This is a genomic window from Mesorhizobium sp. LMG17149, assembly GCF_024518695.1.
Classification (GTDB): Bacteria; Pseudomonadota; Alphaproteobacteria; order Rhizobiales; family Rhizobiaceae; genus Mesorhizobium.
Map to the genome: position 1 here is coordinate 539,422 of NZ_JANIFL010000005.1, position 22,570 is coordinate 561,991.

General features: G+C 63.5%; 18 protein-coding genes. 6 read left to right on the forward strand and 12 right to left on the reverse strand.

Annotation, left to right across the window (positions count from 1 at the left end):
• Positions 1-82: 82 nt before the first annotated feature.
• Positions 83-1,279 (forward strand): Na+/H+ antiporter NhaA, encoded by a 1,197-nt coding sequence (gene nhaA, locus NP945_RS14665; RefSeq protein ID WP_127397240.1) that lies wholly within the window; start codon positions 83-85, stop codon positions 1,277-1,279.
• Between the two features lie 29 nt (positions 1,280-1,308).
• On the opposite strand, the gene NP945_RS14670 is transcribed toward nhaA, so the two are convergent.
• The 4 genes from NP945_RS14670 to cueR form a co-directional block, all read right to left on the reverse strand.
• Positions 1,309-1,809, reverse strand: a complete 501-nt coding sequence (locus tag NP945_RS14670; RefSeq protein ID WP_050596738.1) for an MmcB family DNA repair protein — start codon at positions 1,807-1,809, stop codon at positions 1,309-1,311.
• A gap of 91 nt (positions 1,810-1,900) precedes the next feature.
• A complete protein-coding gene (locus NP945_RS14675; RefSeq protein WP_256746736.1) occupies positions 1,901-2,161 on the reverse strand; it encodes a hypothetical protein in 261 nt (86 codons plus the stop codon).
• A 939-nt stretch (positions 2,162-3,100) separates the two neighbouring features.
• Positions 3,101-3,532, reverse strand: a complete 432-nt coding sequence (locus NP945_RS14680; RefSeq protein WP_256746737.1) for an OsmC family protein — start codon at positions 3,530-3,532, stop codon at positions 3,101-3,103.
• Between the two features lie 58 nt (positions 3,533-3,590).
• Entirely contained in the window at positions 3,591-4,013 is a 423-nt protein-coding gene (cueR, locus tag NP945_RS14685) for a Cu(I)-responsive transcriptional regulator (RefSeq protein ID WP_127382668.1), read from the reverse strand.
• Positions 4,014-4,239: 226 nt separating this feature from the next.
• Between cueR and NP945_RS14690 the strand changes: the two genes are divergently transcribed.
• Positions 4,240-4,857, forward strand: coding sequence for a L,D-transpeptidase (locus tag NP945_RS14690; RefSeq protein ID WP_127269476.1), 618 nt, complete (start codon positions 4,240-4,242; stop codon positions 4,855-4,857).
• 111 nt (positions 4,858-4,968) lie between these two features.
• On the opposite strand, the gene NP945_RS14695 is transcribed toward NP945_RS14690, so the two are convergent.
• The 7 genes from NP945_RS14695 to NP945_RS14725 all read right to left on the reverse strand — a co-directional run bounded on the left by NP945_RS14695 (position 4,969) and on the right by NP945_RS14725 (position 13,281).
• Complete coding sequence (locus tag NP945_RS14695; RefSeq protein WP_127269475.1) at positions 4,969-5,295, reverse strand: NIPSNAP family protein; 327 nt, start codon at positions 5,293-5,295, stop codon at positions 4,969-4,971.
• Positions 5,296-5,376: 81 nt separating this feature from the next.
• Positions 5,377-5,946, reverse strand: a complete 570-nt coding sequence (locus NP945_RS14700) for a NifU family protein (RefSeq protein ID WP_023811631.1) — start codon at positions 5,944-5,946, stop codon at positions 5,377-5,379.
• Between the two features lie 156 nt (positions 5,947-6,102).
• On the reverse strand, positions 6,103-6,594 hold the full coding sequence (locus NP945_RS14705) for a universal stress protein (RefSeq protein ID WP_013528063.1): 492 nt from the start codon (positions 6,592-6,594) through the stop codon (positions 6,103-6,105).
• A 93-nt stretch (positions 6,595-6,687) separates the two neighbouring features.
• Complete coding sequence (gene trpS, locus NP945_RS14710) at positions 6,688-7,755, reverse strand: tryptophan--tRNA ligase (RefSeq protein WP_256746738.1); 1,068 nt, start codon at positions 7,753-7,755, stop codon at positions 6,688-6,690.
• A 172-nt stretch (positions 7,756-7,927) separates the two neighbouring features.
• Complete coding sequence (gene murJ / locus NP945_RS14715; protein WP_127271141.1) at positions 7,928-9,535, reverse strand: murein biosynthesis integral membrane protein MurJ; 1,608 nt, start codon at positions 9,533-9,535, stop codon at positions 7,928-7,930.
• 46 nt (positions 9,536-9,581) lie between these two features.
• Positions 9,582-12,383 carry a [protein-PII] uridylyltransferase gene (locus tag NP945_RS14720; RefSeq protein ID WP_127271558.1) on the reverse strand — a complete coding sequence of 934 codons (2,802 nt, stop codon included), beginning with the start codon at positions 12,381-12,383 and terminating at the stop codon, positions 9,582-9,584.
• A gap of 79 nt (positions 12,384-12,462) precedes the next feature.
• Positions 12,463-13,281 (reverse strand): glycosyltransferase family 25 protein, encoded by an 819-nt coding sequence (locus NP945_RS14725; protein WP_127269992.1) that lies wholly within the window; start codon positions 13,279-13,281, stop codon positions 12,463-12,465.
• Between the two features lie 185 nt (positions 13,282-13,466).
• On the opposite strand from NP945_RS14725, the gene NP945_RS14730 reads away from it, so the two are divergent.
• The 3 genes from NP945_RS14730 (at position 13,467) to NP945_RS14740 (ending at position 17,338) form a co-directional block, all read left to right on the forward strand.
• Positions 13,467-15,971 carry a heavy metal translocating P-type ATPase gene (locus NP945_RS14730; RefSeq protein ID WP_256746739.1) on the forward strand — a complete coding sequence of 835 codons (2,505 nt, stop codon included), beginning with the start codon at positions 13,467-13,469 and terminating at the stop codon, positions 15,969-15,971.
• A gap of 43 nt (positions 15,972-16,014) precedes the next feature.
• Positions 16,015-16,407 (forward strand): DUF305 domain-containing protein, encoded by a 393-nt coding sequence (locus NP945_RS14735; protein WP_127321683.1) that lies wholly within the window; start codon positions 16,015-16,017, stop codon positions 16,405-16,407.
• 85 nt (positions 16,408-16,492) lie between these two features.
• Positions 16,493-17,338, forward strand: a complete 846-nt coding sequence (locus tag NP945_RS14740; protein WP_256746740.1) for an aldo/keto reductase — start codon at positions 16,493-16,495, stop codon at positions 17,336-17,338.
• Here the strand turns inward: NP945_RS14740 and mutS are convergent, their stop codons facing one another.
• Positions 17,339-20,068, reverse strand: a complete 2,730-nt coding sequence (mutS, locus tag NP945_RS14745; protein WP_256746741.1) for a DNA mismatch repair protein MutS — start codon at positions 20,066-20,068, stop codon at positions 17,339-17,341. It lies immediately after the preceding gene.
• A gap of 214 nt (positions 20,069-20,282) precedes the next feature.
• Between mutS and NP945_RS14750 the strand changes: the two genes are divergently transcribed.
• Positions 20,283-22,562 (forward strand): NADP-dependent malic enzyme, encoded by a 2,280-nt coding sequence (locus tag NP945_RS14750; RefSeq protein ID WP_127266636.1) that lies wholly within the window; start codon positions 20,283-20,285, stop codon positions 22,560-22,562.
• Positions 22,563-22,570: the final 8 nt, after the last annotated feature.

The window sequence follows — 22,570 nt, forward strand, 5'->3', positions numbered from 1 at the left end:
GAGGATGCCGGCAGGCAGGTGAGGGGCGGCGCTAGCGCTTGGACAATGAAGCCCGCCAAACAGGCGGCTTAACGGAGGCGACATGCAGGATCTGAAGCAGCGGCCGGTTTCCGTTTTCCGCGAATTTCTCGATAGCGAAGCGGCCGGCGGCATCATCCTGATGGTGGCGGCGGCACTGGCGCTGATCGTCGCCAACTCGCCGCTCGCCGAAACCTATTTCTCCGTGCTCCACGCCTATCTCGGCCCGCTCAGTGTCTCGCATTGGGTCAATGACGGGCTGATGGCGGTGTTCTTCCTGCTCGTCGGACTGGAGATCAAGCGCGAGATGCTGGACGGCCAGCTCTCCACCTGGCCCCGGCGCGTGCTGCCCGGCATTGCAGCCGCCGGCGGCATGTTGGTTCCGGCACTCGTCTATGTGGCCGTCAACCGCAACAATGCGGCCGCCCTGTCCGGCTGGGCGATCCCGACCGCCACCGACATCGCTTTCGCGCTCGGCGTGCTGTCGCTGCTCGGCAGCCGCGTGCCGGCTTCGCTGAAGGTGTTCCTCACAGCACTCGCCATCATCGACGACCTCGGTGCCGTCATCATCATCGCCATCTTCTACACCAGCGGCCTTTCGCTGGCTTATCTGGGTGCTGCCTTCGCCGTCATTGCCGCGCTTGTCGTGCTCAACCGCATGCGGGTGATGACGCTGGTTCCCTATCTCGTGCTCGGCGTCATCCTGTGGGTGCTGGTTCTGAAATCCGGCGTCCATGCCACGCTCGCCGGCGTGGCGCTGGCGCTGACCATCCCGCTTGAGCGTTCCGCCGGGATCGGCCACGATCTCGACCGTTCGCCCCTGCACCGGCTCGAGCACGGCCTGCACAAGATAGTGGCCTTCGTCGTCATCCCGATCTTCGGCTTTGCCAATGCCGGCGTTTCGCTCGCCGGTCTCAGCGTCAGTGCGCTGATTGAGCCGTTGACGCTGGGTGTCGCCGCCGGCCTGGTGGTCGGCAAGCTGGTCGGCGTGTTCGGCTCCTCGGCACTTGCCATCCGGCTCGGTCTTGCCGACCTGCCAGCCAATGCCGGCTGGACGCACATGATCGGCATATCGCTGCTGTGCGGCATCGGCTTCACCATGAGCCTGTTCATCGGCCTGCTCGCCTTCGCCGGCGACGTGGCGCTGCAGGACGCGGTCAAGGTCGGCATCCTCGCCGGTTCCTTCATCGCCGCTATCCTGGGCGCTGCCGTGCTGCTCATGGCGCCCGCCAGGGGTGGCGTGGAGGACGGTGAAGAGTAGAGGCAGTCTTAGGACTTGGGGGACAATCGCTACTCGCTCTCACCCTCCAGCGCCGGCACCGACACGCCGGCAAGCTCTGCCGCCAGCAGCCGCGAAGCGCCGGCCCGCGCGATCCGCAGCATCAGCGCTTTGCGCGTTGCCGCTGCCATGCGGTGCTCGGGCGCATCGCGCAGGATCTCGGCGCCGTAGCCGTCGGAGAGGATGAAGCCGCACTCCTGGGGAAATATCTCCGAGGGCACGCCGGGATGGGTGGCGAAGAAGAAGCGGTCGGAATGCAGCCGGTAGTCGGGCCATTTGCGGTCGACCCTGAAATCCTCGATCGAGGATTTGATCTCGATGATCCAGATATCGCCCTGCCGGGTCAGCGCGACGAGGTCGGCGCGGCGGCCCGTGGCCAGCGACAGTTCGGGCAACACATGTGCGCCCATATCCATGAGCAGCCGCTGTACGCCGCGCCGCACCAGCATGGCGCGTTCGGACTGGCGGCCGTCGATGAGAGGGTTGATGAGGATGGGGGAGATGATCGGCATGCCAGGCACCATGCCAGATTTTGTTCACGGTTTGAACCTGTTTTATGCAGACGATTGTATATTCGATATACCCGGATATACCCAAAAGAAGTCAGGCATTGATCCTTGAAAGATTGAGTTTGCGGTGCATACCGTCGCTTTCATGGGGACGGGTGACGCAAAATCGAACACTAAAGAAGGCCAACAAGTATGGGCCTTTGACCTTGACGCTCTGCGCAAGGCTTTCAGAAAGTCCGTTCGGGAGCATAAAGTCACGGCGGCTGATTGGGCGGAACACGCCAAGCAGTTCCTCGAAAAACAAAGAGATCGTCAGCGCGAATCGCCTTGATATGCCGCGCCGATCAATTTCCATTTAGTAACCTTAAGATAGCAGAAAAAAGTCTTTGCGCGTTACCAACCAAAGTCAGATGCAACCGCTTTAGTTCCGCGAATGTCGAATGGCATAAGCAGGGAGACGTCACTTCGACATTTCCGTGAAGGCGCAACCCATCTGCGGGTGGCGCATGGCTTTCTGTAAATTAGCTAAAGCTAATTTAAGTGAAAGGTGATATTTTGGAAGCAGCCGGGGCTCCCCCAATACACCCCGCTCCGGTCAGGCCCGGTGGCGGTCCACCCAAAGGAAGGCTACCGGGCCGATCCCTGCAACCAACCGGTGATCCGCTCGTTGATCCCATGCCGGGTTGATCCCCGGCACTCCAGGACCTGCCCGCTGCCGAGGGGCGGCGGGCCTTTTTTGCCGATTGGATTCAAGCCCGCAGCGATAGCGAAGGCTCCGGCGGATGCCGGAGCCTTCGCGTTTGGTGATCCCGTCAGAAGTGGATCCAGAAGGATCTGCGGAAACATCTGCGGCGCCAAGAACCATTGCGCCAATAGCGACGGCAAACCCGCCTCCACCCGCGTCGGCGACGGCGGCGGTGCCATCTGCGGTGCCGCACGAACTCGACGCCGTCCTGGACATCGGGACCATCCGGGCCGAGAATGTCGTCGGATGGTTTGTCGAGCTCATCGAGAATGCCGGGCCCCGTATCAGGGATGCCGGCCAGGGCGGTGGCAGGACGCGCGATTGCGACGACGGTCGCAGCCCCTGCAAGCCCAAGCATTCCAGTCAGAAACAATCGCCGATCCATGCCAACCTCCATCGTTGATCATTGCGACAAGGGAAGACATAGAGCGGCAGATTGACGCGCCCAGGTGCCGAAGAAAATTGGGTCAATCCCCCTGCCGTGCCGGCGGCGGATCTTTTTAGCGGTCTCCGACAATCCACACGGCCAAATGCGCCTGTTCCCAGGGATCATTCCTCCGACAAGCCGGTCGCCGTTGCGTCCGTTTCAATGCTCACCGGCACGCCCTGGCGCAGGGAGTTGCTGACCGTGGAAATCGCCGCGGCCCTCGTGATGATCTCCGCCGGGTCGGAGCCGTCCAGCGTCGTGCATGAAACCTTCATGATTGACGAGGTCGCGAGCAAAGGCTTGCCTTCGAGGTTCAGCGTCACGGTCACGGCGATCTTGTCGAGCGTTACGCCCATTTCCTCGGCGACGTAGCGAAGGTCGTTGCAGAAGCAGCCGCCGATCGCCAGGGCGAGGAGCTGGCCGCCATTGAAGCCCAGGCCCATGCCGCCGGCCTTGCCTTCGGGCCGGTCGACGATGATCGTGTGGCCGCCGGCCCGGCCCATGGCGGCTTGCGTGTCCTCCACATTGCGCAGTTCGACGGTCATCGAGACCATTGCGGATGTCCTCCCGGCAGGAGTCGACCAGGCGTCGGGCCTCGTCGACGTAGAGTCATTATGCAGGCGCAGAGGCGGCCTTGTCGCTGGGCAACGCCGCCCCCGCCATGTCATCAAGGATCGGACAATCCGGCCTTTCGTCGCCGTGGCAGGCATGGATCAGTTTCTGCAGCGTCGAGCGCATCGACTGCAACTCGCGCACTTTCTCCTCGATCGCCGTGACATGAGCGGCGGCGATTTCGCGCACGTTCTGGCTGGCGCGGCTGCGATCCTGGTAAAGCGCCATCAACTGGCGGCAATCGTCGATGGAAAAGCCGAGATTGCGCGCGCGGCGCAGGAAGGCCAGCCGATGGATGTCGTCTCCGGAATAATCGCGGTAGCCGTTGGCGGCGCGCGCCGGGGCGATCAGGCCGATCTCTTCATAGTAGCGGATGGTCTTGGCCGGCAGGCCGGAGCGGTGGGCGGCGTCACCGACATTCATGACGGTTCTCCTCGATTTCCAGGAGCCCATGGAGCAGGCCCCTTGAATTTGCTTCACAATCCTGTGAGTCCTGTTGCCAAAATGCCATAGTGATACGCTTACCGGTACGTCAAGGCAGGCATATAGGCATCGCGCGCTTGGCAAGCAAAGCAAATGCCAGCATGAATGATGATGAGAGAGCGGCCGACTCGTGCCGCCGAAGTTGGGCGGGGCACCGGATCACCTGATGCGCATGAAGTCGTTTGCAATCATCGCCGCACTGGCGCTCTCCACTGCTATCGCCGGTTGCAGCACCATCGGCTCGCAGATATTCTCCAACAACTACGGCGCGGTCACCGACGCAGGTTATCAGCTGCCGCGCATCCCGATCGAGAAAGTGCCGATGAAGTACCATCGGCAGGAAGTGAACTACGACAGCCCGGAAAAGCCGGGCACGATCATCGTCGATACGCAGAACAAGTTCCTCTACTTCATCGAGGGCGACGGAAGGGCCATTCGTTACGGCATCGGCGTCGGCCGCGAGGGCTTCGAGTGGCATGGCACCGCCCACATTGCGCTCAAGCGCGAATGGCCGACCTGGACGCCGCCGAGGCAGATGATCCAGCGCCAGCCGGAATTGGAAAAGTTTGCCGGCGGCATGCAGCCAGGCCTGAAGAACCCGCTCGGCGCGCGCGCCATGTACCTGTTCAACAAGGGCGGTGATTCAGGCTATCGCCTGCATGGCAGCCCGGAGTGGAATTCGATCGGCAAGGCGATGTCGTCTGGCTGCATCCGCCTGATGAATCAGGACATTATCGACCTCTATGACCGCGCCTCGGTCGGCGCCAAGGTCATCGTTCTCTAGAGGCAGTTTTCGTACGCGGACCGTCTAGGCAACAACGGACGTCCCAAGCAGAAAACCGGGCAATTCGGCCCGGTTTTTTGTTGTTTGCGCGATGCGACGCCTGCTCGGTGGTCAGGACACCGCCGAGAACGAGGTGGGAGCCAAGATTTGGTTGGTGATTGTCTCGGTGATCTGGCCGTCACGCTCGGAATCTTCCCGCGCCTGTGTCCAGGCCGGGTCCTTCACGAACGCCGTCCAGCGCTCTTCGCGTTCGGCCAGCGATTCCCATGCCAGCATGTAGGTCAGGTCGTTGTTCGAAGCACCGATCAGCGTGGTAAAGAAACCCGCTTGGCGGATACCGTGCTTTTCCCATAATTTGAGGGTGATCTTGTCGAAGCGATCAAGAAGCGCCGGCAAGCGTCCCGGCAAAGCCCGGTAAACCCGAAGTTCGTAGATCATTTTGGAGTTCCTTCTGATCGATGCGCCGGAAGCGAAGAAATCGGACCAGATGGTCAGTGGGGTAGAATCATCAAAGGGGCGTCAGGAGACCTGTTCGACCTGCTGCACTTCCGGCACGAAATGGCGCAGAAGGTTCTGGATGCCGTGCTTCAGCGTCGCCGTCGATGACGGGCAGCCGGCGCATGCGCCCTTCATGTGCAGGAACACCGTGCCATTCTCGAAGCCGCGGAAGGTGATGTCGCCGCCATCCTGGGCGACCGCCGGACGCACCCGTGTATCGAGCAGTTCCTTGATGGTGATGACCAGCTCCTCGTCGGCCTTGTCGTAGAACTCACCGGTCTGGCTGGTCTCGGCGGCCGGTCCGGCCTTGGCCATGACGGGCGCGCCGGACATGAAATGCTCCATGATGGCGCCGAGGATCGCCGGCTTCAAATGCTGCCAGTCGGGGCCATCCTTGGTCACGGTGATGAAGTCATAGCCGAAGAAAACGCCGGTGACGCCAGGAATTTCGAACAGCCGGCCGGCCAGCGGCGAGGCGACGGCGGCGCTGTCGGCATCGCGGAAATCGGCGGTGCCTTCCAGAAGCACTTCCTTGCCGGGCAGGAATTTCAGCGTCGCCGGGTTTGGCGTCGATTCGGTCTGGATGAACATAGCCGTCTCCGTGCCCGTTTGGGCATCTAGTTTGGAACAATTCTAAATAGGCTCAATTGGCTGGACATTCAAGCGAAACGCATCGCCGGAACAGCTGGCTGGCGGAATGTTTTTTCGCGCCCATCATCGGACCGGCATCACCTGAAGAGCAGAATCTCAGGCCAGGCTGTCGATTTCCTCGTCCGACAGGTTCTGCGGCACGACAGTCACCGGGATCGGGAAGGCGGCACCCTTGCCGGCCACGGCGCCGACCAGTGGCCCCGGGCCTTCCTTGCCCGCACCGGCGGCCAGCACCAGGATGGCGATGTCCTGGTCTTCCTCGATCAATTTGTGGATCTCTTCCGTCGGCTTGCCTTCGCGCACCACCATCTCGGGCTCGATGCCGAGCTTCTGGCGCACCTTGTTGGCATAGCTGTCGAGTGCGGCGCGCGCCGTGGCGTTGGCTTCCTCGCGCATGATCTTCTCGACACCCAGCCAATGCTGGAAATCGTCCGGCACGATGACATAGAGCAGCACCAGCGTGCCGCTGGTGCTCTGCGCCCGTTTCGAGGCATAGGCGACGGCACGCTCGCATTCCGGCGTGTCGTCGATGATCGTCAGGAATTTCCTGCGATGGCCGGCTTCGCGGCTGAGGCGTTTGGAGACCATGTCTATCTACTCGGTGTCTTGCGGCCGCAATCTGCCACTGCGGGGGACCGGCGGCAAGCCGCCGGCCTTGTGCCAGTGCACCCGATGTCGCGATCAGCCCTGCAGCAGGCCGATAATGTCGCGCACCGTCTTCATCGTCGCTTCGGCCAGCACGCCGGCGCGCTCGCCGCCATCTTTGAGCACCGCGTCGACATAGGTGCGGTCATCCGAAATGCGGCGCATCTCGCTGGCGATCGGCGCCAGTTTTTCCACTGCAAGATCGGCCAAGGCCGGCTTGAACACGGAAAACTGCTGACCGGCGAATTCCTTGAGTACATCCGCCTTCGATATCTCGGCGAGACCCGCATAGATGCCGACCAGGTTCTCCGCCTCGGGTCGGCCGGCCAGGCCGTCCAGCTCGCTCGGCAACGCTTCGGGGTCGGTCTTGGCCTTGCGGATCTTTTTCGAGATGTCGTCGGCATCGTCGGTCAGGTTGATGCGCGACAAATCCGACGGGTCCGATTTGGACATTTTCTTGGAGCCGTCGCGCAGCGACATGATGCGCGCCGCCGGCCCGCCGATGACCGGTTCGGTCAGCGGGAAATAGCCGTTCACGGTCTCTTCGCCGACCTGCATCTCGACGCCGACGCCAAGGGCCGCGATGCGGTCGGAGAAGTCGTTGTTGAATTTCTGCGCGATGTCGCGGGTGAGCTCCAGATGCTGCTTCTGGTCCTCGCCCACCGGCACGTGGGTGGCACGGTAGAGCAGGATGTCGGCAGCCATCAGCGAAGGATAGGCAAGCAGGCCGAGCGAGGCGTTCTCGCGATCCTTGCCGGCCTTGTCCTTGAACTGCGTCATGCGGTTCATCCAGCCGATGCGCGCCACGCAATTGAAGATCCAGGCGAGCTCGGCGTGCTGCATGACCCGCGACTGGTTGAAGACAATGTGCTTCTTCGGGTCGATGCCCGAGGCCAGGAACGCAGCGGTGATCGACCGCGTCTGATCGGCTAGGTCTTCATAAACGAGTTGGGCTGTCAGCGAATGCAGGTCGACGACGCAATAGATGCAATCGGAGGTGTCCTGCAGGGCAACGAATTTCTTGATGGCGCCGAGATAGTTGCCGAGATGCAGATTGCCGGTCGGCTGGACACCGGAAAAGACGAGTGGCTTGAAGGCGGTCATGATTGTCCTCATGGCTTGTGGAGGGCCGTATAAGCGTGATTCCGAAAAGTTGCAGACTTTTCGGAGCCAATCGCGCGGCTGGAAACCGCGCGCGGCGAAAGTCTTGCGACGGCGCGCTTATGGACGAAGACGGCGCTGCGATCAAGACGGCGCTGCGGGCGTGTCGGGCGCTCTACTCGTCCAGGTCGGTCTTTGCGACCGGTGGCGCCGACTTGCCCGATCCCCGCTTGACGTTGCGACGGATCATGCCGAAATCGGCACCGCCTGTGGCGAAGGCGGTGATGAAATAAAGCAGCGCTCCGCCGGCAACCAGCGACAGCAGCGTCGTCGCCTTGACCACCAGCGGCGAGCCCGGCCCTAGCCTGACGGCGAACCAGTGCTCGGCAAAATAGAGTGCCGCCCCCATTACGGCCGCCGACAGCACCAGCCGTGGAATGCGCTTCATCAGCGGCACGTCGCGCCCCCAATGGCCGCGCCGGATCAAGACGCCGAGCAGCATCACCGCGTTGACCCAGCCGGCGACGGCCGAGGCCACCGCGATGCCGGGCGCGCCCATCCGTGGAAACAGCGTCAGCGCCGTGGTGACGTTCACCGCCACCGAGATGGCGGCAAAGATCATCGGCGTGCGCGTGTCCTCGCGGGCGAAATAGCCTGGGGTGAACGCCTTGATCAGCACGAAGGCCGGCAGGCCGAGGCCGAAGATCGCCAGGATCGCCGCCACCGTCGGCGTCGAGCCGTTGGCGGCGAATGCGCCGCGCTCATAGACCAGCCGCACGATCGGCTCCGACATCACCCAGAGTGCCGCGGCTGCCGGCAGGGTAAGGAACAGCGTGAACTCGACCGAGCGGTTCTGCAGATTGGCCGCCTCGATCAGATTGCCCGACTTCAGCGCCCGCGACAATTCGGGCAACAGCACGATCGCCACCGCAACACCGACCACGCCGAGCGGCAACTGGTAGATGCGGTCGGCATAGGCGAGCGAGGATACCGCGCTGTTCTGCGCCGAGGCGATCGCCGTGCCGATCAGCTGGTTGATCTGGGTGATGCCGCCGGTGATGGCCGCCGGCAGCGCCAGGATCAGCAGCCGCTTGACCGCGGGCGTCATTTTCGGCCGGCGGAAGCCGATCGAGATGCCGGCGTGGCGCACCGCCACCCAGACGATCGCCAGTTGCACCAGTCCGGCGGCAAGCACGCCCCAGGACAGCCCGTAGCCGACGGTGAGGGCATCCGAGCCCTTATACCAGGCATAGGCGAGCACGCCGATCAGGATGATGTTGAGGAACACCGGTGCCACCGCGGCGGCGAAATAGCGGCGCAGCGAATTCAGCATGCCCGCCATCATCGCGCCCAGCGACATGCAGATCAGATAGGGAAACATGATCGTCGCCAGCGTCACCGTGGTGTCGAACTTCCCCGGCGTGCCGGCAAAACCCGGCGCCACCAGATAGCGCACGATCAGCGGCATCGACAGTTCCATGATGATCGTCAGCGCCAGCAGCGCCGTGAACAGCACGCCGAACACTTCCTCGGAAAAGCGCTTGGCGCCTTCGGTACCGTGGGTCTCGATCTCCTTGGCGAACAGCGGCACGAAGGCGGCGTTGAAGGCGCCTTCGGCAAACAGCCGGCGAAAGGTGTTGGGAAACTGGAAAGCGGCGTTGAAGGCATCGGCGACCGGTCCGGTACCGAGTGCGGCGGCCATCAGCATCTCGCGGCCGAAACCGAGCGCGCGGCTCATCAGCGTGCCGGAAGCGACCGTTGCGAATTTCTTGACGAGGCTCATGCTTTTGGGAACTGCCTGCGAAATTGGGACGAAGTGATGGTCGTTGTCACTCGGCCGCCGCCCTGGACTTGCCGCCGCGTTCGGGCACGATGCCTTCGAGCGTTGCCATCAACCGATTGCGGATGGTGGCGATGCGGGCCGGGCTGTCTATCTTCTGGCCAGTGAGATCGGTGACATAGAAAGTGTCGATGACCTTTTCGCCGAAGGTGGTGATGTGGGCCGATGCGATGTCGAGCGACAGGTCGGAAAGCGTTCCGGTGATCTCCGACAGCAGTCCCGGCCGGTCGAGGCCCTCGACCTCGATGACCGAAAAACGGTTCGACAGCGTGTTGCGGATTTCGGCGCGCGGCGGGATCTTGAACACCTTGGAGCCGCGCCGCGGCTTGGTGCGCTTCTCGATCATTTCCGGCAGCCAGCTCTTGCCCGACAGCACGTCCTCGATCAGCCGGCCGACACGCTCGGCACGCCGGCGCTCGTCCTCGTCGCGATCGAATTCTCTGCTGATCAGGATCGTGTCGAGCGCGCGGCCATCCGACGTCGTGAAGATCTGCGCGTCGACGATGTTGCCGCCGGCTCCGGCGCACGCCCCGGCGATGACCGAGAGCAGGCGGGGGTGGTCCTGCGCCAGCACGGTGATTTCGGTCACCGCCTCGAACTGGTGGGTCTTGACCATGGTGGCAAGCTTGTTGCCTGACACGTCGGCTTCGCGGATGAACTCGGCATGGCGCAACTGGTCTGCGAGATCGACGGTCAAAAGGTAATTCTCGTAGTGTTGGCCGACATAGCGCTTGCGGGCCTTGTCCGGCCAGTCGGCAAGCGCCTCGGCCAGGCGCTCGCGTGCCGCCGCCGTGCGCTGCGCGCGCGACACTTCCGAAAACCCGCCGGTCAGCAGCAATTCGGTCTCGTAGTAGAGCGTGCGCAGCAGCTGGCCCTTCCAGCCGTTCCAGACACCGGGTCCGACGCCCCTGATGTCGCAGACGGTGAGGATCAAAAGCAGCTTCAGCCGCTCGACCGACTGCACGATCGCGGCAAAATCCTCGATGGTCTTGCGGTCGTTGAGGTCGCGGGTCTGCGCCGTCATCGACATCACGAGGTGGTTCTCGACCAGCCAGGCCACGGTTTCGGTATCGGCCGGCGACAGCCCCATATGCGGGCAGATGCGACGGGCGATCCTGGCCCCCGCCTCGGAATGGTCCTCCGGCCTGCCCTTGGCGATGTCGTGCAGCAGTACGGCGACATAGAGCGCCTCGCGGCTCTTCTTCAGGCCCGGCATCAGCGTGTGCGACAGGGGGTGGACCTTTTCGCCGTCGCCGCGCTCGATCTCGGCCAGCACGCCGATGCAGCGGATCAGATGCTCGTCCACCGTGTAGTGGTGGTACATCGAGAACTGCATCATGGCGACGATCTTGCCGAAATCCGGGATCAGCCTGCCGAGCAGTCCGGCTTCGTTCATGCGACGCAGATTGAGTTCGGCATTGCGATCCGAGGTCAATATGTCGAGGAACAGCCGATTGGCCTCCTCGTCGCGCCGCAGCGACTTGTTGACCAGGCCGAGCGAACGGGTCAGCAGCTTCAGCGCGTCAGGGTGGAATTCCAGACCGTGCTTGTCGGCGAACCAGAACAGCCTGAGCAGATTGACCGGATCGCGCTCGAACACCTGGTCGTCGGCGATGTTGATGCGGTGGTTGTCGACAATGAAGTCGGAAGTGCCGGCCAGCTTGCGCTTGCGCCTGGAGAAAGTCAGGAAGATGCGGTTGAAGCCAGGAACGTGCTTGGCTTGCTCCTCCTCGAGCGCAGCGCAGAAGATGCGGGTCAGGTCGCCGACGTCCTTGGCAACGAGGAAGTAGTGCTTCATGAAGCGCTCGACCGCCGACAGGCCGGGGTGCGTGGTGTAGCCGAGCCGTTCGGCGATCTCGCGCTGGATGTCGAAATGCAAGCGCTCTTCGGCCTTGCCGGTGAGGAAATGCATGTGGCAGCGTACCGCCCACAGGAAATCCTCGGCCTTCTGGAACTCGCGGTATTCGCCCTCGGTGAAGACGCCCTTGTCGACCAGTTCCTCGCCGGTGCGCACCCGATAGAAATATTTGCCGATCCAAAACAGCGTCTGCAGGTCGCGCAGGCCGCCCTTGCCGTCCTTGACGTTGGGCTCGACCAGATAGCGGCTTTCGCCGGCCTTGGCATGGCGGTCATCGCGTTCGGCAAGCTTGGCCTGGACATATTCGGGGCCGGTCGTGCGCACCACCTCATGGTCGAACCGCAGCATCAGTTCATCATAGAGCTTTTCCTCGCCCCACAGGAAACGTGCTTCGAGGATCGAGGTGCGAATGGTGACATCGGTGCGCGACAGGCGCAGGCATTCGTCGATGTTACGGGTGGCGTGGCCGACCTTCAGCCCCAGGTCCCACAGCATGTAGAGCATGTATTCGACTGTCTGTTCGCCCCACGGCGTCTGCTTGTAGGGCAGCAGGAACAACAGGTCGATGTCGGATCCGGGCGCCAGCGTTCCACGGCCGTAGCCGCCGACAGCGACGACGGCCATGCGCTCCGCCGAAGACGGGTTCTTGACCCGGTAGACGTGGGTGACGGCGAAATCGTAAAGCGCCCGGATGATCTCGTCCATGAGGTGCGACAGCCGCGCCGCGCAGGCGCTGCCGCCGCCATCGTCCATCAGCATGCGTTCGGCAATGGCGCGCCCTTCCGCCAGTCGTCCCTTGAGCAGTTGGAGCACGCCATTGCGCGCGACCTGCCCGGAGCCGTCGCCCGCCGTGGCCGCGGTCAGCGCGGTCATCTCGCGGCGCAAGGCTTCGCCGTCGATCAATTCGTCGAGCTTCAGGGAGATTCTTGCCATATACCCAGCCGGCCTTGCCGTTTCGGCGGCGTCTATAGCGCGTTTTCGCGGCGCTGGGTATGGGGCGTTGAAAGCCGGTTCAAGACCCGGCTGAGCTCTGGCTCGGATAAGTAAATGGAATGACCATTCTCCGCTTCAGTCGACAGAAATCGGCAATGCGCTTGCCTATTCGCCGAGCCTCGGCTTTTACCTTCGCTATGGCTGTCTTTCTGCGTCTCCCGGTCCCGGCGGCGCACTGGATATCGCGCTTTTCCCTGAGCAGGCTTGGCAATTGGAGCGCCCTGTCGCCAAGGAACTGATCTTGTGCGCAGAGCGCAGGAACAAGCTGATAGATCGTCTCGCCTCGCAAAACCGAAAACTCGGGGTTGAAGACAAGGTCGTCGACAGCGATGCCGATCTCCTCTGTGGCCTTGATCAGGTCGAGCGCGGTTTGCCTGGAGATGATGTAGCCGGCGGTTCCTATATGTCCGGCGTCGAGTTTGGATGTGGAAAAGCCGTGACCGATGGCAATGCGCTTGCGTCGGATCACGGTCTTGCAAAAATAGCTTTCGAGCTTGACGACTTCGGCATCGGCTGGAATCCAGTCGCTGTCGCGAAGCAATGCGCCGGCTTTCGCGGCAAAGACGATGTCGTCCTCGAAGATTGCCCCGTAGCGAGCGTCGCCTTGCGCGATGGCGGCCCAGCAGGCCCGGTGACTGAGCAGGCAGGCGATCTCGCCGTCAGTCAATGGCAGCCTGTTCCGATATCCGACATTTTGTGGCAGCTGGTCCAGGTCCGGCCGATCCCGTGCGTCGATGGCCTGAACGCGTTCGAATGGGACGCCGATGCGGACAAACTCCGCCGTCACACGGGCAAGGCGATCGGGAGACCGATCGAGATTGATGACCAGACGCTTCATTGCCAAAGAAAATCTCACCCCCGGGACGCTCGCTCTCTAGCAGGCGTGGTGTTGCCGCGTGATACTTTTTTTGGGGAGGATGGACGCGCCGTCGACCGGAAAAGAAAGTCGAAACAGCCCTTGACCTTCCAGTTACTGGAAGCCCTATCTCCGCGTCACACACCGACCCATCGAGGCATTTTCGAATGACGCATTCCGATCACGATCATCACGCGCATGGTGGCTGCTGCTCGACAAAAGGCGCCGTGCCCACCACGAAGAGCGTCGTCCGCGACCCGGTCTGCGGCATGACTGTCGATCCGGTCGCCGGCAAGCCGACGGCCGAGCATGATGGCCATCCCTATCATTTCTGCAGCCAGGGCTGCCGCGCGAAATTCGTCGCCGAGCCGGAAAAATTCCTGACGGCCACCGATCCGGTTTGCGGTATGAGCGTCGACCGCGCGACAGCCAGGCACTTTGCCCGCCACGAAGGCCAGGGCTTTTACTTCTGCTCGGCCGCCTGCCAGGCGAAATTCGAGGCGGAGCCGCAAAAATATCTCGGCGACAGGCCGGCACCGCAGCCGATGCCCAAAGGCACGCAATACACCTGCCCGATGCATCCCGAAATCATCCGCGACAAGCCAGGATCCTGCCCGATCTGTGGCATGGCGCTGGAGCCGATGGGCGTACCAACGGGCGATGAAGGGCCAAATCCCGAGCTGGTCGATTTCACCAGGCGGTTCTGGGTGAGCGCTGCCTTGTCGATCCCCCTTCTGATCATCGCCATGGCACCCATGATCGGCCTGACGTTTGAAGGTCTGGTCGAGGACCGGGCAAAAGTCTGGATCGAACTGGTCCTGGCAAGTCCGGTGGTGCTTTGGGCCGCCTTCCCCTTCTTCCACCGCGGCTGGGACTCGCTCGTCAACCGCAGCCCCAACATGTGGACGCTGATCTCGCTCGGCGTTGGTGCTGCCTATCTCTACAGCGTCGTCGCCACGCTGTTTCCGGATATCTTTCCGCATCAGTTCCGCGGCCATGGCGGTGCGGTACCGGTCTATTTCGAGGCTGCTGCCGTCATCGTTGCGCTGGTCTTCCTTGGCCAGGTGCTGGAGCTCCGCGCCCGTGAAAAGACCGGCTCGGCAATCCGCGCATTGCTTGATCTCGCGCCGAAGACCGCGCGGCTGATCGCCACCGACGGTTCCGAAAGCGATGTGCCGCTCGATGCGGTCAAAGCCGGCGATCGCCTGCGCATACGCCCCGGTGACGCCGTGCCGGTCGATGGCACGGTGCTGGAAGGGCGATCCTCGATCGACGAATCGATGATCACGGGCGAGCCGTTGCCGGTCGAGAAGGTCGAGGGCGATGCGCTGACCGGCGGCACCCTCAACAAGAATGGTGCGCTGATCATGCGCGCTGAGAAGGTCGGCGCCGAGACGACGCTGGCGCGCATCGTCGATCTCGTCGCCAAGGCGCAGCGCTCGCGCGCCCCGATTCAAGGGTTGGCCGATCGCGTTTCTTTCTACTTTGTCCCGGCCGTCGTCCTTGTCGCGATTGTCGCTTTCATCGCCTGGGCCGTGTTTGGACCCGAGCCCAGCCTGATCTTTGCCATCGTCTCCGCGGTGTCGGTGCTGATCATCGCTTGCCCCTGTGCGCTCGGCCTCGCCACGCCGATGTCGATCATGACCGCAACCGGGCGCGGAGCGCATGCCGGCGTGCTGATCAAGGAGGCCGCAGCACTCGAACGCTTCGCTTCCGTCGACACGCTGATCGTCGACAAAACGGGTACGCTGACCGAAGGCCGGCCGAAACTGACCGATGTCGTCACGGCAAACGGCTTCTCCGAAGAGGAATTGCTGGCGCTTGCCGCCGGTCTGGAGAAGGGGTCGGAGCATCCGCTGGCTGAAGCCATCGTCGACGGCGCCGCTACACGCGGCGTGACCGTTGCCGAGGCCAGCGCCTTCGAGGCGGTCACCGGCAAGGGCGTGTCCGGTTCGGTCTCGGGAAAGACGGTCGCGCTCGGCAATGCTGCGATGATGGCGGACCTTGGCGTCGACATCGCATCCATCTCGGCCAAGGCCGAGGCGCTGCAGCTCGAAGGCAAGACGGCGATGTTCGTCGCTGTCGACAAGAAGCTGGCCGGCATCGTCGCCGTCGCCGACCCTATCAAGGCAACGACGGCCGAGGCGATCAAGGCTCTGCATGAAAGCGGCTTGCGCATCATCATGGCGACCGGCGACAATGAACGCACGGCCAACGCGATCGCCAGAAGCCTCGGCATCGACGAGGTCCGCGCCGGCCTGCTGCCGGAACAGAAGGCAGCCCTTGTCGAGGAACTGCGCGCAAAAGGCGCCGGTGTTGCCATGGCCGGCGACGGCGTCAACGATGCACCAGCGCTTGCAGCTGCCGATGTCGGCATCGCCATGGGCACTGGCGCCGATGTCGCTGTCGAAAGCGCCGGTATCACTCTGGTCAAGGGCGACCTCAACGGTATCGTGCGCGCCCGCACGCTGGCCCAGGCGACAATCCGCAACATCCGCCAGAACCTGTTCTTTGCCTTCCTCTACAATGTGCTTGGCGTGCCGGTCGCCGCCGGCGTGCTCTATCCGCTCACCGGCACGCTTCTGTCGCCGATGCTGGCGGCGGCGGCGATGAGCCTGTCTTCGGTGTCGGTGATCGCAAACGCGTTGCGGCTGAGAACATTGAAACTCTGATCCAAGCCCCCAAATACGAAACCCATCCAACAGGAGACCATGAATGACCTTCGCCAAAAAACTCGTGCTGCTGCTGATGGCGGCCGGAATGCTGGTTGCCGTCTTCCTCGAAAGCGTTCCGGCGCAAAGCGAAGAGATGAAACACGACATGGGCGCCATGGCGGCGGATGCGACCAGCCCTTCGACGGAAGGCTACAAGGCGGCGATGGACAAGATGCATGCCGACATGATGGCGTCCGACTATACCGGCAATGCCGACGTCGATTTCGTCAGAGGCATGATCCCGCACCATCAGGGTGCGATCGACATGGCCAAGGTCGAACTCGCCAATGGCAAGGATCCGGAAATCCGCAAGCTGGCCGAAGGCGTCATCGCCGCGCAGGAAGCCGAGATCAAGCAGATGCAGGCCTGGCTTGCCGCCCATCCGGTGAAGTAAGTCTTCAGCCATCGCCAGCGCGGCGAGAACGCCTCTGGATTTCTCGTCCAGCCTGTGATGCGATCGGCCCCAACTGGAGCCCGCCATGCCATCGACCATCAGAACCACCAAACTGCCCTCTGGCGAAGCCGTTCAGGTGCTTGGCCAGGGCACATGGAAGATGGGCGAGAATAACAGTCGCCGCACCTCTGAGGTCAACGCCCTCAAGCTCGGCCTCGACCTCGGCATCACACTGATCGACACCGCCGAAATGTATGCCAGCGGCGGTGCTGAGGAGGTGGTGGCCGAGGCTATTGCCGGGCGCCGCGACGAGACCTTCCTGGTTTCGAAAGTTCTGCCATCGAATGCTTCGCGCGCGGGCGTGCAGCGCGCCTGCGAAAACAGCCTGAAACGCCTGCGCACCGACCGCATCGATCTCTATCTCTTGCATTGGCCGGGCAGCGTGCCGTTGGCGGAAACGGTCGCGGCTTTCGAGGCCTTGAAAAAGGCCGGCAAGATTCGCCACTGGGGCGTCAGCAATTTCGACACCGACGAGATGGAAGAGTTGATCGGCCTGCCCGGTGGCAACAATGTCCAGACCAACCAGGTGCTCTACAATCTGGTCCGGCGTGGCCTCGAATTCGACCTGGCACCCTGGAGCCGGCAGCGCGGCATCCCCTTGATGGCCTATTCGCCTGTCGAGCAGGGGGCGCTGGCACGCTATGCCGGGCTCAATGCCATCGCCGCCCGCCACGATGCGACCCCGGCACAGATCGCCCTGGCCTGGGTGACGCATCAGGAGGGCGTCATCGCCATCCCGAAGGCCAGCAGCCAGGAGCATGTCCGCCAGAATGTCGCTGCGCTCGACATCAAGCTGACGCCGCAGGACATCGCCGATCTCGACCGCGCCTTCCCGCCACCAGCGCGCAAGCGCGGGTTGGAGATGATCTGACTACGTCCCCGCCAACCCCTTCAGCCGGTAGAGCGCTTCCAGTGCCTCGCGTGGCGTCATTTCGTCCGGGTTGATGTCGCCAAGTGCCGCGCCCAGCACGTCGCTCTTGATCGGCTTTGGTGCTTCCCGCCTCACCGCCACCGAAAACAGCGGCAAATCGTCGACGAGGCGATTGGTCTTGCCCGAAACCTCGCCCTCCTCCAGTTGGTGCAGCACTTCCTTGGCCCGGTCGACCACCGCTTCCGGCAGGCCGGCCAGCCGCGCCACCTGCACGCCGTAGGAGCGGTCGGCGGCACCCTTGCCGACCTCGTGCAGGAAGACGACGTCGTTTTCCCATTCCTTGACCCGCATGGTGACGTTGGAGAGCCGCGCCAGCTTGCCGGCCAGCGAGGTCATTTCGTGAAAGTGGGTAGCGAAGATCGCCCGGCAGCGGTTCTTCTCATGCAGATATTCGACCGCCGCCCACGCGATCGACAGGCCGTCGAAAGTGGCGGTGCCGCGGCCGATCTCGTCGAGGATCACCAGTGCGCGCTCGCCGGCCTGATTAAGAATGGCAGCCGTTTCGACCATCTCGACCATGAAGGTCGAGCGGCCGCGCGCCAAATCGTCCGAGGCGCCGACACGCGAGAACAGCCGGTCGACGACGCCGATATGGGCCGATGTCGCCGGCACGAACGAGCCGGTCTGGGCCAGGATGGCGATCAGCGCATTCTGCCGCAGGAACGTCGACTTGCCGCCCATGTTGGGGCCGGTCAAAAGCCAGATCGCGCCGTTCTTGGCGCTGCCCTCCGGCGACAGGTCGCAATCATTGGCGACGAATGGGCCTTCGCCGGAGCGGCGCAGCGCCTGCTCGACCACCGGATGCCGCCCGCCCGTAATCTCGAAGGCAAGGCTCGAATCCACCACCGGCCGGCACCAGGCTTCGCTTTCCGAAAGCAGCGCGAGCGCCGCCGACACGTCGAGCACGGCCAGCGCATCGGCGCCGGCACGGATCTTTTCCGCCTCGCCAACCGCTTCCGCCGTCAGCGCCTCGAAGGCCGACAGTTCGATGCTGAGCGCCCGGTCGGCGGCATTGGCGATCTTGGTCTCGAGTTCGGCAAGCTCGGTCGTGGTGAAGCGCATGGCGTTGGCCATGGTCTGGCGGTGGATGAAGCGCGCCTTGGCGCCATCGCTGCCGGTCATCACCGCATGATGGTTGGCGGTCACCTCGATATAGTAGCCAAGCACATTGTTGTGCCGGATTTTCAGCGAGCGGATGCCGGTCTCGTCGATCAGCGAGCGCTCCAGCCCGGCGATCACCTTTCGCGATTCGTCGCGCAGCGCCCGCATCTCGTCGAGATCGGCATGATAGCCGCCGCGAACGAAGCCGCCATCGCGCTTGAGCAGCGGCAGTTCGTCGCCAAGCGCCTGCGTCAGATGCTGGGCCAGCGCCTGGGGCAGAGCATGGATGGCGGCCAATGCCGCCGCAAGTTCCGGGGGCGGGGCGGTCGCGGCAAAGATTTCGGCGATCGCGCCTGCCGCCTCGAAGCCGGCGCGCAGCGCGCCAAGGTCGCGCGGCCCGCCCCGGTTGAGCGCCAGCCTGGACAGTGCGCGCGGCATGTCGGCAACGCTCTTCAGGCTCGACCGCACCGCTTGGCAGAGCCGCGTTTCGGAACGGAAGAACGACACCGAATCCAGCCTGGCGCCGATGGCCGCGGGATCGGTCAGCGGCGCCATCAGCCGGTCGGCGAGCAGCCTTGCGCCGCCGCCGGTCACCGTGCGGTCGATCGCCTTGAACAGCGACCCTTCGCGGCTGCCCGACAGCGTGCGCAGCAGTTCCAGATTGCCGCGTGTCGCCGGATCGATGAACAGGGTCGAGCCCTGCTCTTCGCGATCGGGCCGCGACAGCGGCGGGCGCTCGGCCTTCTGCGTCTTCTCGACATAGGCGATGGCGCCGGAGATCGCCGACAGTTCGGCGCGCGAAAAGGCGCCAAAACTATCCGGTGTCGCCACATCGAAGAAGCGGGCGATGCGTCCCGTGGCCGAGGCCGAATCAAACAGCGACGGCGGCTGCGGGCTGGCGACGCGGCCGAGCACGTCGAACACCGGTTTCAACTCCCGATCGTGGAACACCGGCTCGGCAACGATCAGTTCGCGCGGATCGACTCGGAAGATGTCGGCCAGCAGCCGGTCGGCGGTGGTGTCGGTGACGCGGAAGGCGCCGGTCGAGATGTCGATCCAGGCCAACGCGAAGGAGTGGTCTGCTCCACCCTTCACCCGCCCCAGCGCCATCAGGAAACTCGATTCCGAGGGCGCCAGCAATTTGTCCTCGGTGATGGTGCCTGGTGTCACCAACCGCACCACGTCGCGGCGCACCACCGATTTGCCGCCGCGTTTCTTCGCTTCGGCCGGATCCTCGATCTGCTCGCAGACGGCAACGCGAAAACCCTGGCCGATCAGCTTCTGCAGATAGTCGTCGGCCGCATGCACCGGCACGCCGCACATCGGAATGTCGAGCCCTTGATACTTGCCGCGCTTGGTCAGCACGATGCCCAGCGCCCGGCTCGCCTTCTCGGCGTCGTCGAAGAACAGCTCGTAGAAATCGCCCATGCGATAGAACAGCAGCGAATCGGGGTTCGCCGCCTTGATCTCGATGAACTGCTCTATCATCGGCGTGGCGCCGGCGTGGGCGGTGGGCACGGGCGTCATCGCCTCGGGGGCGTCTGGCTCGTTGGGGCTATGCATGTTCATGCGCGGCACGCTAGCAGATGTGATAGCGCGGTTTAATGCCGGCGCTTCGAAAAACAGGGGACGACCGAGGCGGCCGCATGCCCGCAATCACTCGGGCCAACTGCGATTCCCGAACGCTGGCGGTTTACACGCGGCGGCGCGTGGTCTTAATTCGGACCGAAACAAAGCACCCGCTTCAAGGAGGTGCTGCACCGGCGAGGAAATCAAGAACATCATGGCCAGGAAAACCGAGAACAGCGGTCCGTCCGTCAGTGCGCAGGAAGCGCTCGAATTCCACGCCATGGGGCGGCCGGGCAAGCTGGAGGTCGTCGCCACCAAGCCGATGGCGACGCAACGCGACCTCAGCCTTGCCTATTCGCCTGGTGTCGCGGTTCCGGTTCTGGCCATCGCCGAAGACCCCAGCCGCGCCTTCGACTACACGACGCGCGGCAACATGGTCGCCGTCATCTCCAACGGCACGGCCATCCTCGGTCTCGGCAATCTCGGCGCGCTGGCCTCCAAGCCGGTGATGGAGGGCAAGGCGGTGCTGTTCAAGCGCTTCGCCGATGTCGATTCCATCGACCTCGAGGTCGACACCGAGGACGCCGACGAATTCATCAACTGCGTGCGGTTCCTCGGGCCCTCTTTCGGCGGCATCAACCTCGAGGACATCAAGGCGCCGGAGTGCTTCATCATCGAGCAGCGCCTGCGCGAATTGATGGACATTCCCGTCTTTCACGACGACCAGCACGGCACCGCGATCATCTCGGCCGCCGGCCTGATCAACGCGCTGGAGATCACCGGTCGCGACATGAAGACCACAAAAATGGTCTGCAACGGCGCTGGCGCCGCCGGCATCGCCTGCATCGAGTTGATGAAGGCGATGGGCTTTGCGCCGGAAAACATCATCCTGTGCGACACCAAGGGCGTCGTTTTCCAGGGCCGCACCGAAGGCATGAACCAGTGGAAATCGGCGCATGCGGTCAAGACCGAGGCGCGCAGCCTCGCCGAGGCGCTCGACGGCGCCGACGTCTTCCTCGGCCTCTCCGCCAAGGGCGCGCTGACCACCGCCATGGTGCAGTCGATGGCCAAGAACCCGATCATCTTCGCCATGGCCAATCCCGACCCGGAAATCACGCCGGAGGAGGTCGCCGAAATCCGCACCGACGCCATCATGGCCACCGGGCGTTCTGATTATCCCAACCAGGTCAACAACGTGCTCGGCTTTCCCTATATCTTCCGCGGTGCGCTGGATGTCAGGGCAACCACCATCAATGACGACATGAAGATCGCCGCCGCGCAGGCGCTGGCGGCATTGGCGCGCCAGGATGTGCCCGACGATGTCGCCGCCGCTTATCAGGGCAACCGGCCGAAATTCGGCCCCAACTACATCATCCCGGTGCCGTTCGACCCGCGCCTGATCTCGGCCATCCCGATCGCGGTCGCCAAGGCGGCGATGGATTCCGGCGTCGCCCGCAAGCCGATCCTCGATCTCGACCGTTACGCGCAGGAGCTGTCGGCCCGCCGCGACCCGATCGCCTCGACCCTGCAGCGCATCTACGACCGGGTGCGCCGCCAGCCCAAGCGCATCGTCTTCGCCGAGGGCGAGGAGGAGCAGGTCATGCGTGCCGCCGTCTCCTATGTGAACCAGCGGCTCGGCACCGCCATCCTGCTCGGACGCGACGACGTCATCAAGGAGAACGCCAAGCACGCCGGCATCGACCTCAACAAGCAAGGCATCGAGATCATCAATGCAAGGCTGTCGCGCCGCAACGGCATCTATACCGACTATCTCTACGAGCGCATGCAGCGCAAAGGCTTCCTGTTCCGCGACTGCCAGCGCCTGATCAACAACGACCGCAACCACTTCGCCGCCTGCATGGTGGCGCTGGGCGATGCCGACGGCATCGTCACCGGCGTCACCCGCAACTATTCGACAGCGCTCGACGACATCCGCCGCGTCATCGACGCCAAGCCCGGCCACCGCGTCATCGGCGTCTCGATCGTGCTGGCGCGAGGCAAGACCGTGCTGGTCGCCGACACCGCCGTGCACGACATGCCGAATGCCGAGCAGATCGCCGACATCGCCGAGGAAGCCGCAGGCTTTGCCCGCCGCATGGGCTACGAGCCACGCCTTGCCATGCTCGCTTATTCCACCTTCGGCCATCCACAGGGCGAGCGTTCCGAACGCGTCCAGGAAGCGGTGCGCATCCTCGACAAGCGCCGCGTCGATTTCGAATATGACGGCGAAATGGCCGCCGACGTCGCCCTCAACGCCCGCGCCATGGCGCAATATCCGTTCATCCGGCTGACCGGTCCGGCCAACGTGCTGATCATGCCGGCGTTCCATTCGGCCTCGATCTCGACCAAGATGCTGCAGGAACTCGGCGGCTCGACGGTGATCGGCCCGCTGCTGGTCGGGCTGAACAAGCCGGTGCAGATTGTTTCGCTGAATGCCAAGGATAGCGACATCGTCAACATGGCGGCGATTGCGGCATATACGGCGGGAACTTGAGCAAGTAT

Excerpts from the sequence above, each read along its gene's own strand:
- NP945_RS14675 (WP_256746736.1), bottom strand. The coding sequence starts at position 2,161 with ATGGAAATTGATCGGCGCGGCATATCAAGGCGATTCGCGCTGACGATC.
- NP945_RS14705 (WP_013528063.1), bottom strand. The coding sequence starts at position 6,594 with ATGGTCTCCAAACGCCTCAGCCGCGAAGCCGGCCATCGCAGGAAATTC.
- NP945_RS14725 (WP_127269992.1), bottom strand. The coding sequence starts at position 13,281 with ATGAAGCGTCTGGTCATCAATCTCGATCGGTCTCCCGATCGCCTTGCC.
- NP945_RS14695 (WP_127269475.1), bottom strand. The coding sequence starts at position 5,295 with ATGATCTACGAACTTCGGGTTTACCGGGCTTTGCCGGGACGCTTGCCG.
- NP945_RS14690 (WP_127269476.1), top strand. The coding sequence starts at position 4,240 with ATGCGCATGAAGTCGTTTGCAATCATCGCCGCACTGGCGCTCTCCACT.
- NP945_RS14700 (WP_023811631.1), bottom strand. The coding sequence starts at position 5,946 with ATGTTCATCCAGACCGAATCGACGCCAAACCCGGCGACGCTGAAATTC.
- nhaA (WP_127397240.1), top strand. The coding sequence starts at position 83 with ATGCAGGATCTGAAGCAGCGGCCGGTTTCCGTTTTCCGCGAATTTCTC.
- NP945_RS14750 (WP_127266636.1), top strand. The coding sequence starts at position 20,283 with ATGGCCAGGAAAACCGAGAACAGCGGTCCGTCCGTCAGTGCGCAGGAA.
- trpS (WP_256746738.1), bottom strand. The coding sequence starts at position 7,755 with ATGACCGCCTTCAAGCCACTCGTCTTTTCCGGTGTCCAGCCGACCGGC.
- NP945_RS14680 (WP_256746737.1), bottom strand. The coding sequence starts at position 3,532 with ATGGTCTCGATGACCGTCGAACTGCGCAATGTGGAGGACACGCAAGCC.
- NP945_RS14670 (WP_050596738.1), bottom strand. The coding sequence starts at position 1,809 with ATGCCGATCATCTCCCCCATCCTCATCAACCCTCTCATCGACGGCCGC.
- murJ (WP_127271141.1), bottom strand. The coding sequence starts at position 9,535 with ATGAGCCTCGTCAAGAAATTCGCAACGGTCGCTTCCGGCACGCTGATG.
- NP945_RS14730 (WP_256746739.1), top strand. The coding sequence starts at position 13,467 with ATGACGCATTCCGATCACGATCATCACGCGCATGGTGGCTGCTGCTCG.
- NP945_RS14720 (WP_127271558.1), bottom strand. The coding sequence starts at position 12,383 with ATGGCAAGAATCTCCCTGAAGCTCGACGAATTGATCGACGGCGAAGCC.
- NP945_RS14740 (WP_256746740.1), top strand. The coding sequence starts at position 16,493 with ATGCCATCGACCATCAGAACCACCAAACTGCCCTCTGGCGAAGCCGTT.
- NP945_RS14735 (WP_127321683.1), top strand. The coding sequence starts at position 16,015 with ATGACCTTCGCCAAAAAACTCGTGCTGCTGCTGATGGCGGCCGGAATG.
- mutS (WP_256746741.1), bottom strand. The coding sequence starts at position 20,068 with ATGAACATGCATAGCCCCAACGAGCCAGACGCCCCCGAGGCGATGACG.
- cueR (WP_127382668.1), bottom strand. The coding sequence starts at position 4,013 with ATGAATGTCGGTGACGCCGCCCACCGCTCCGGCCTGCCGGCCAAGACC.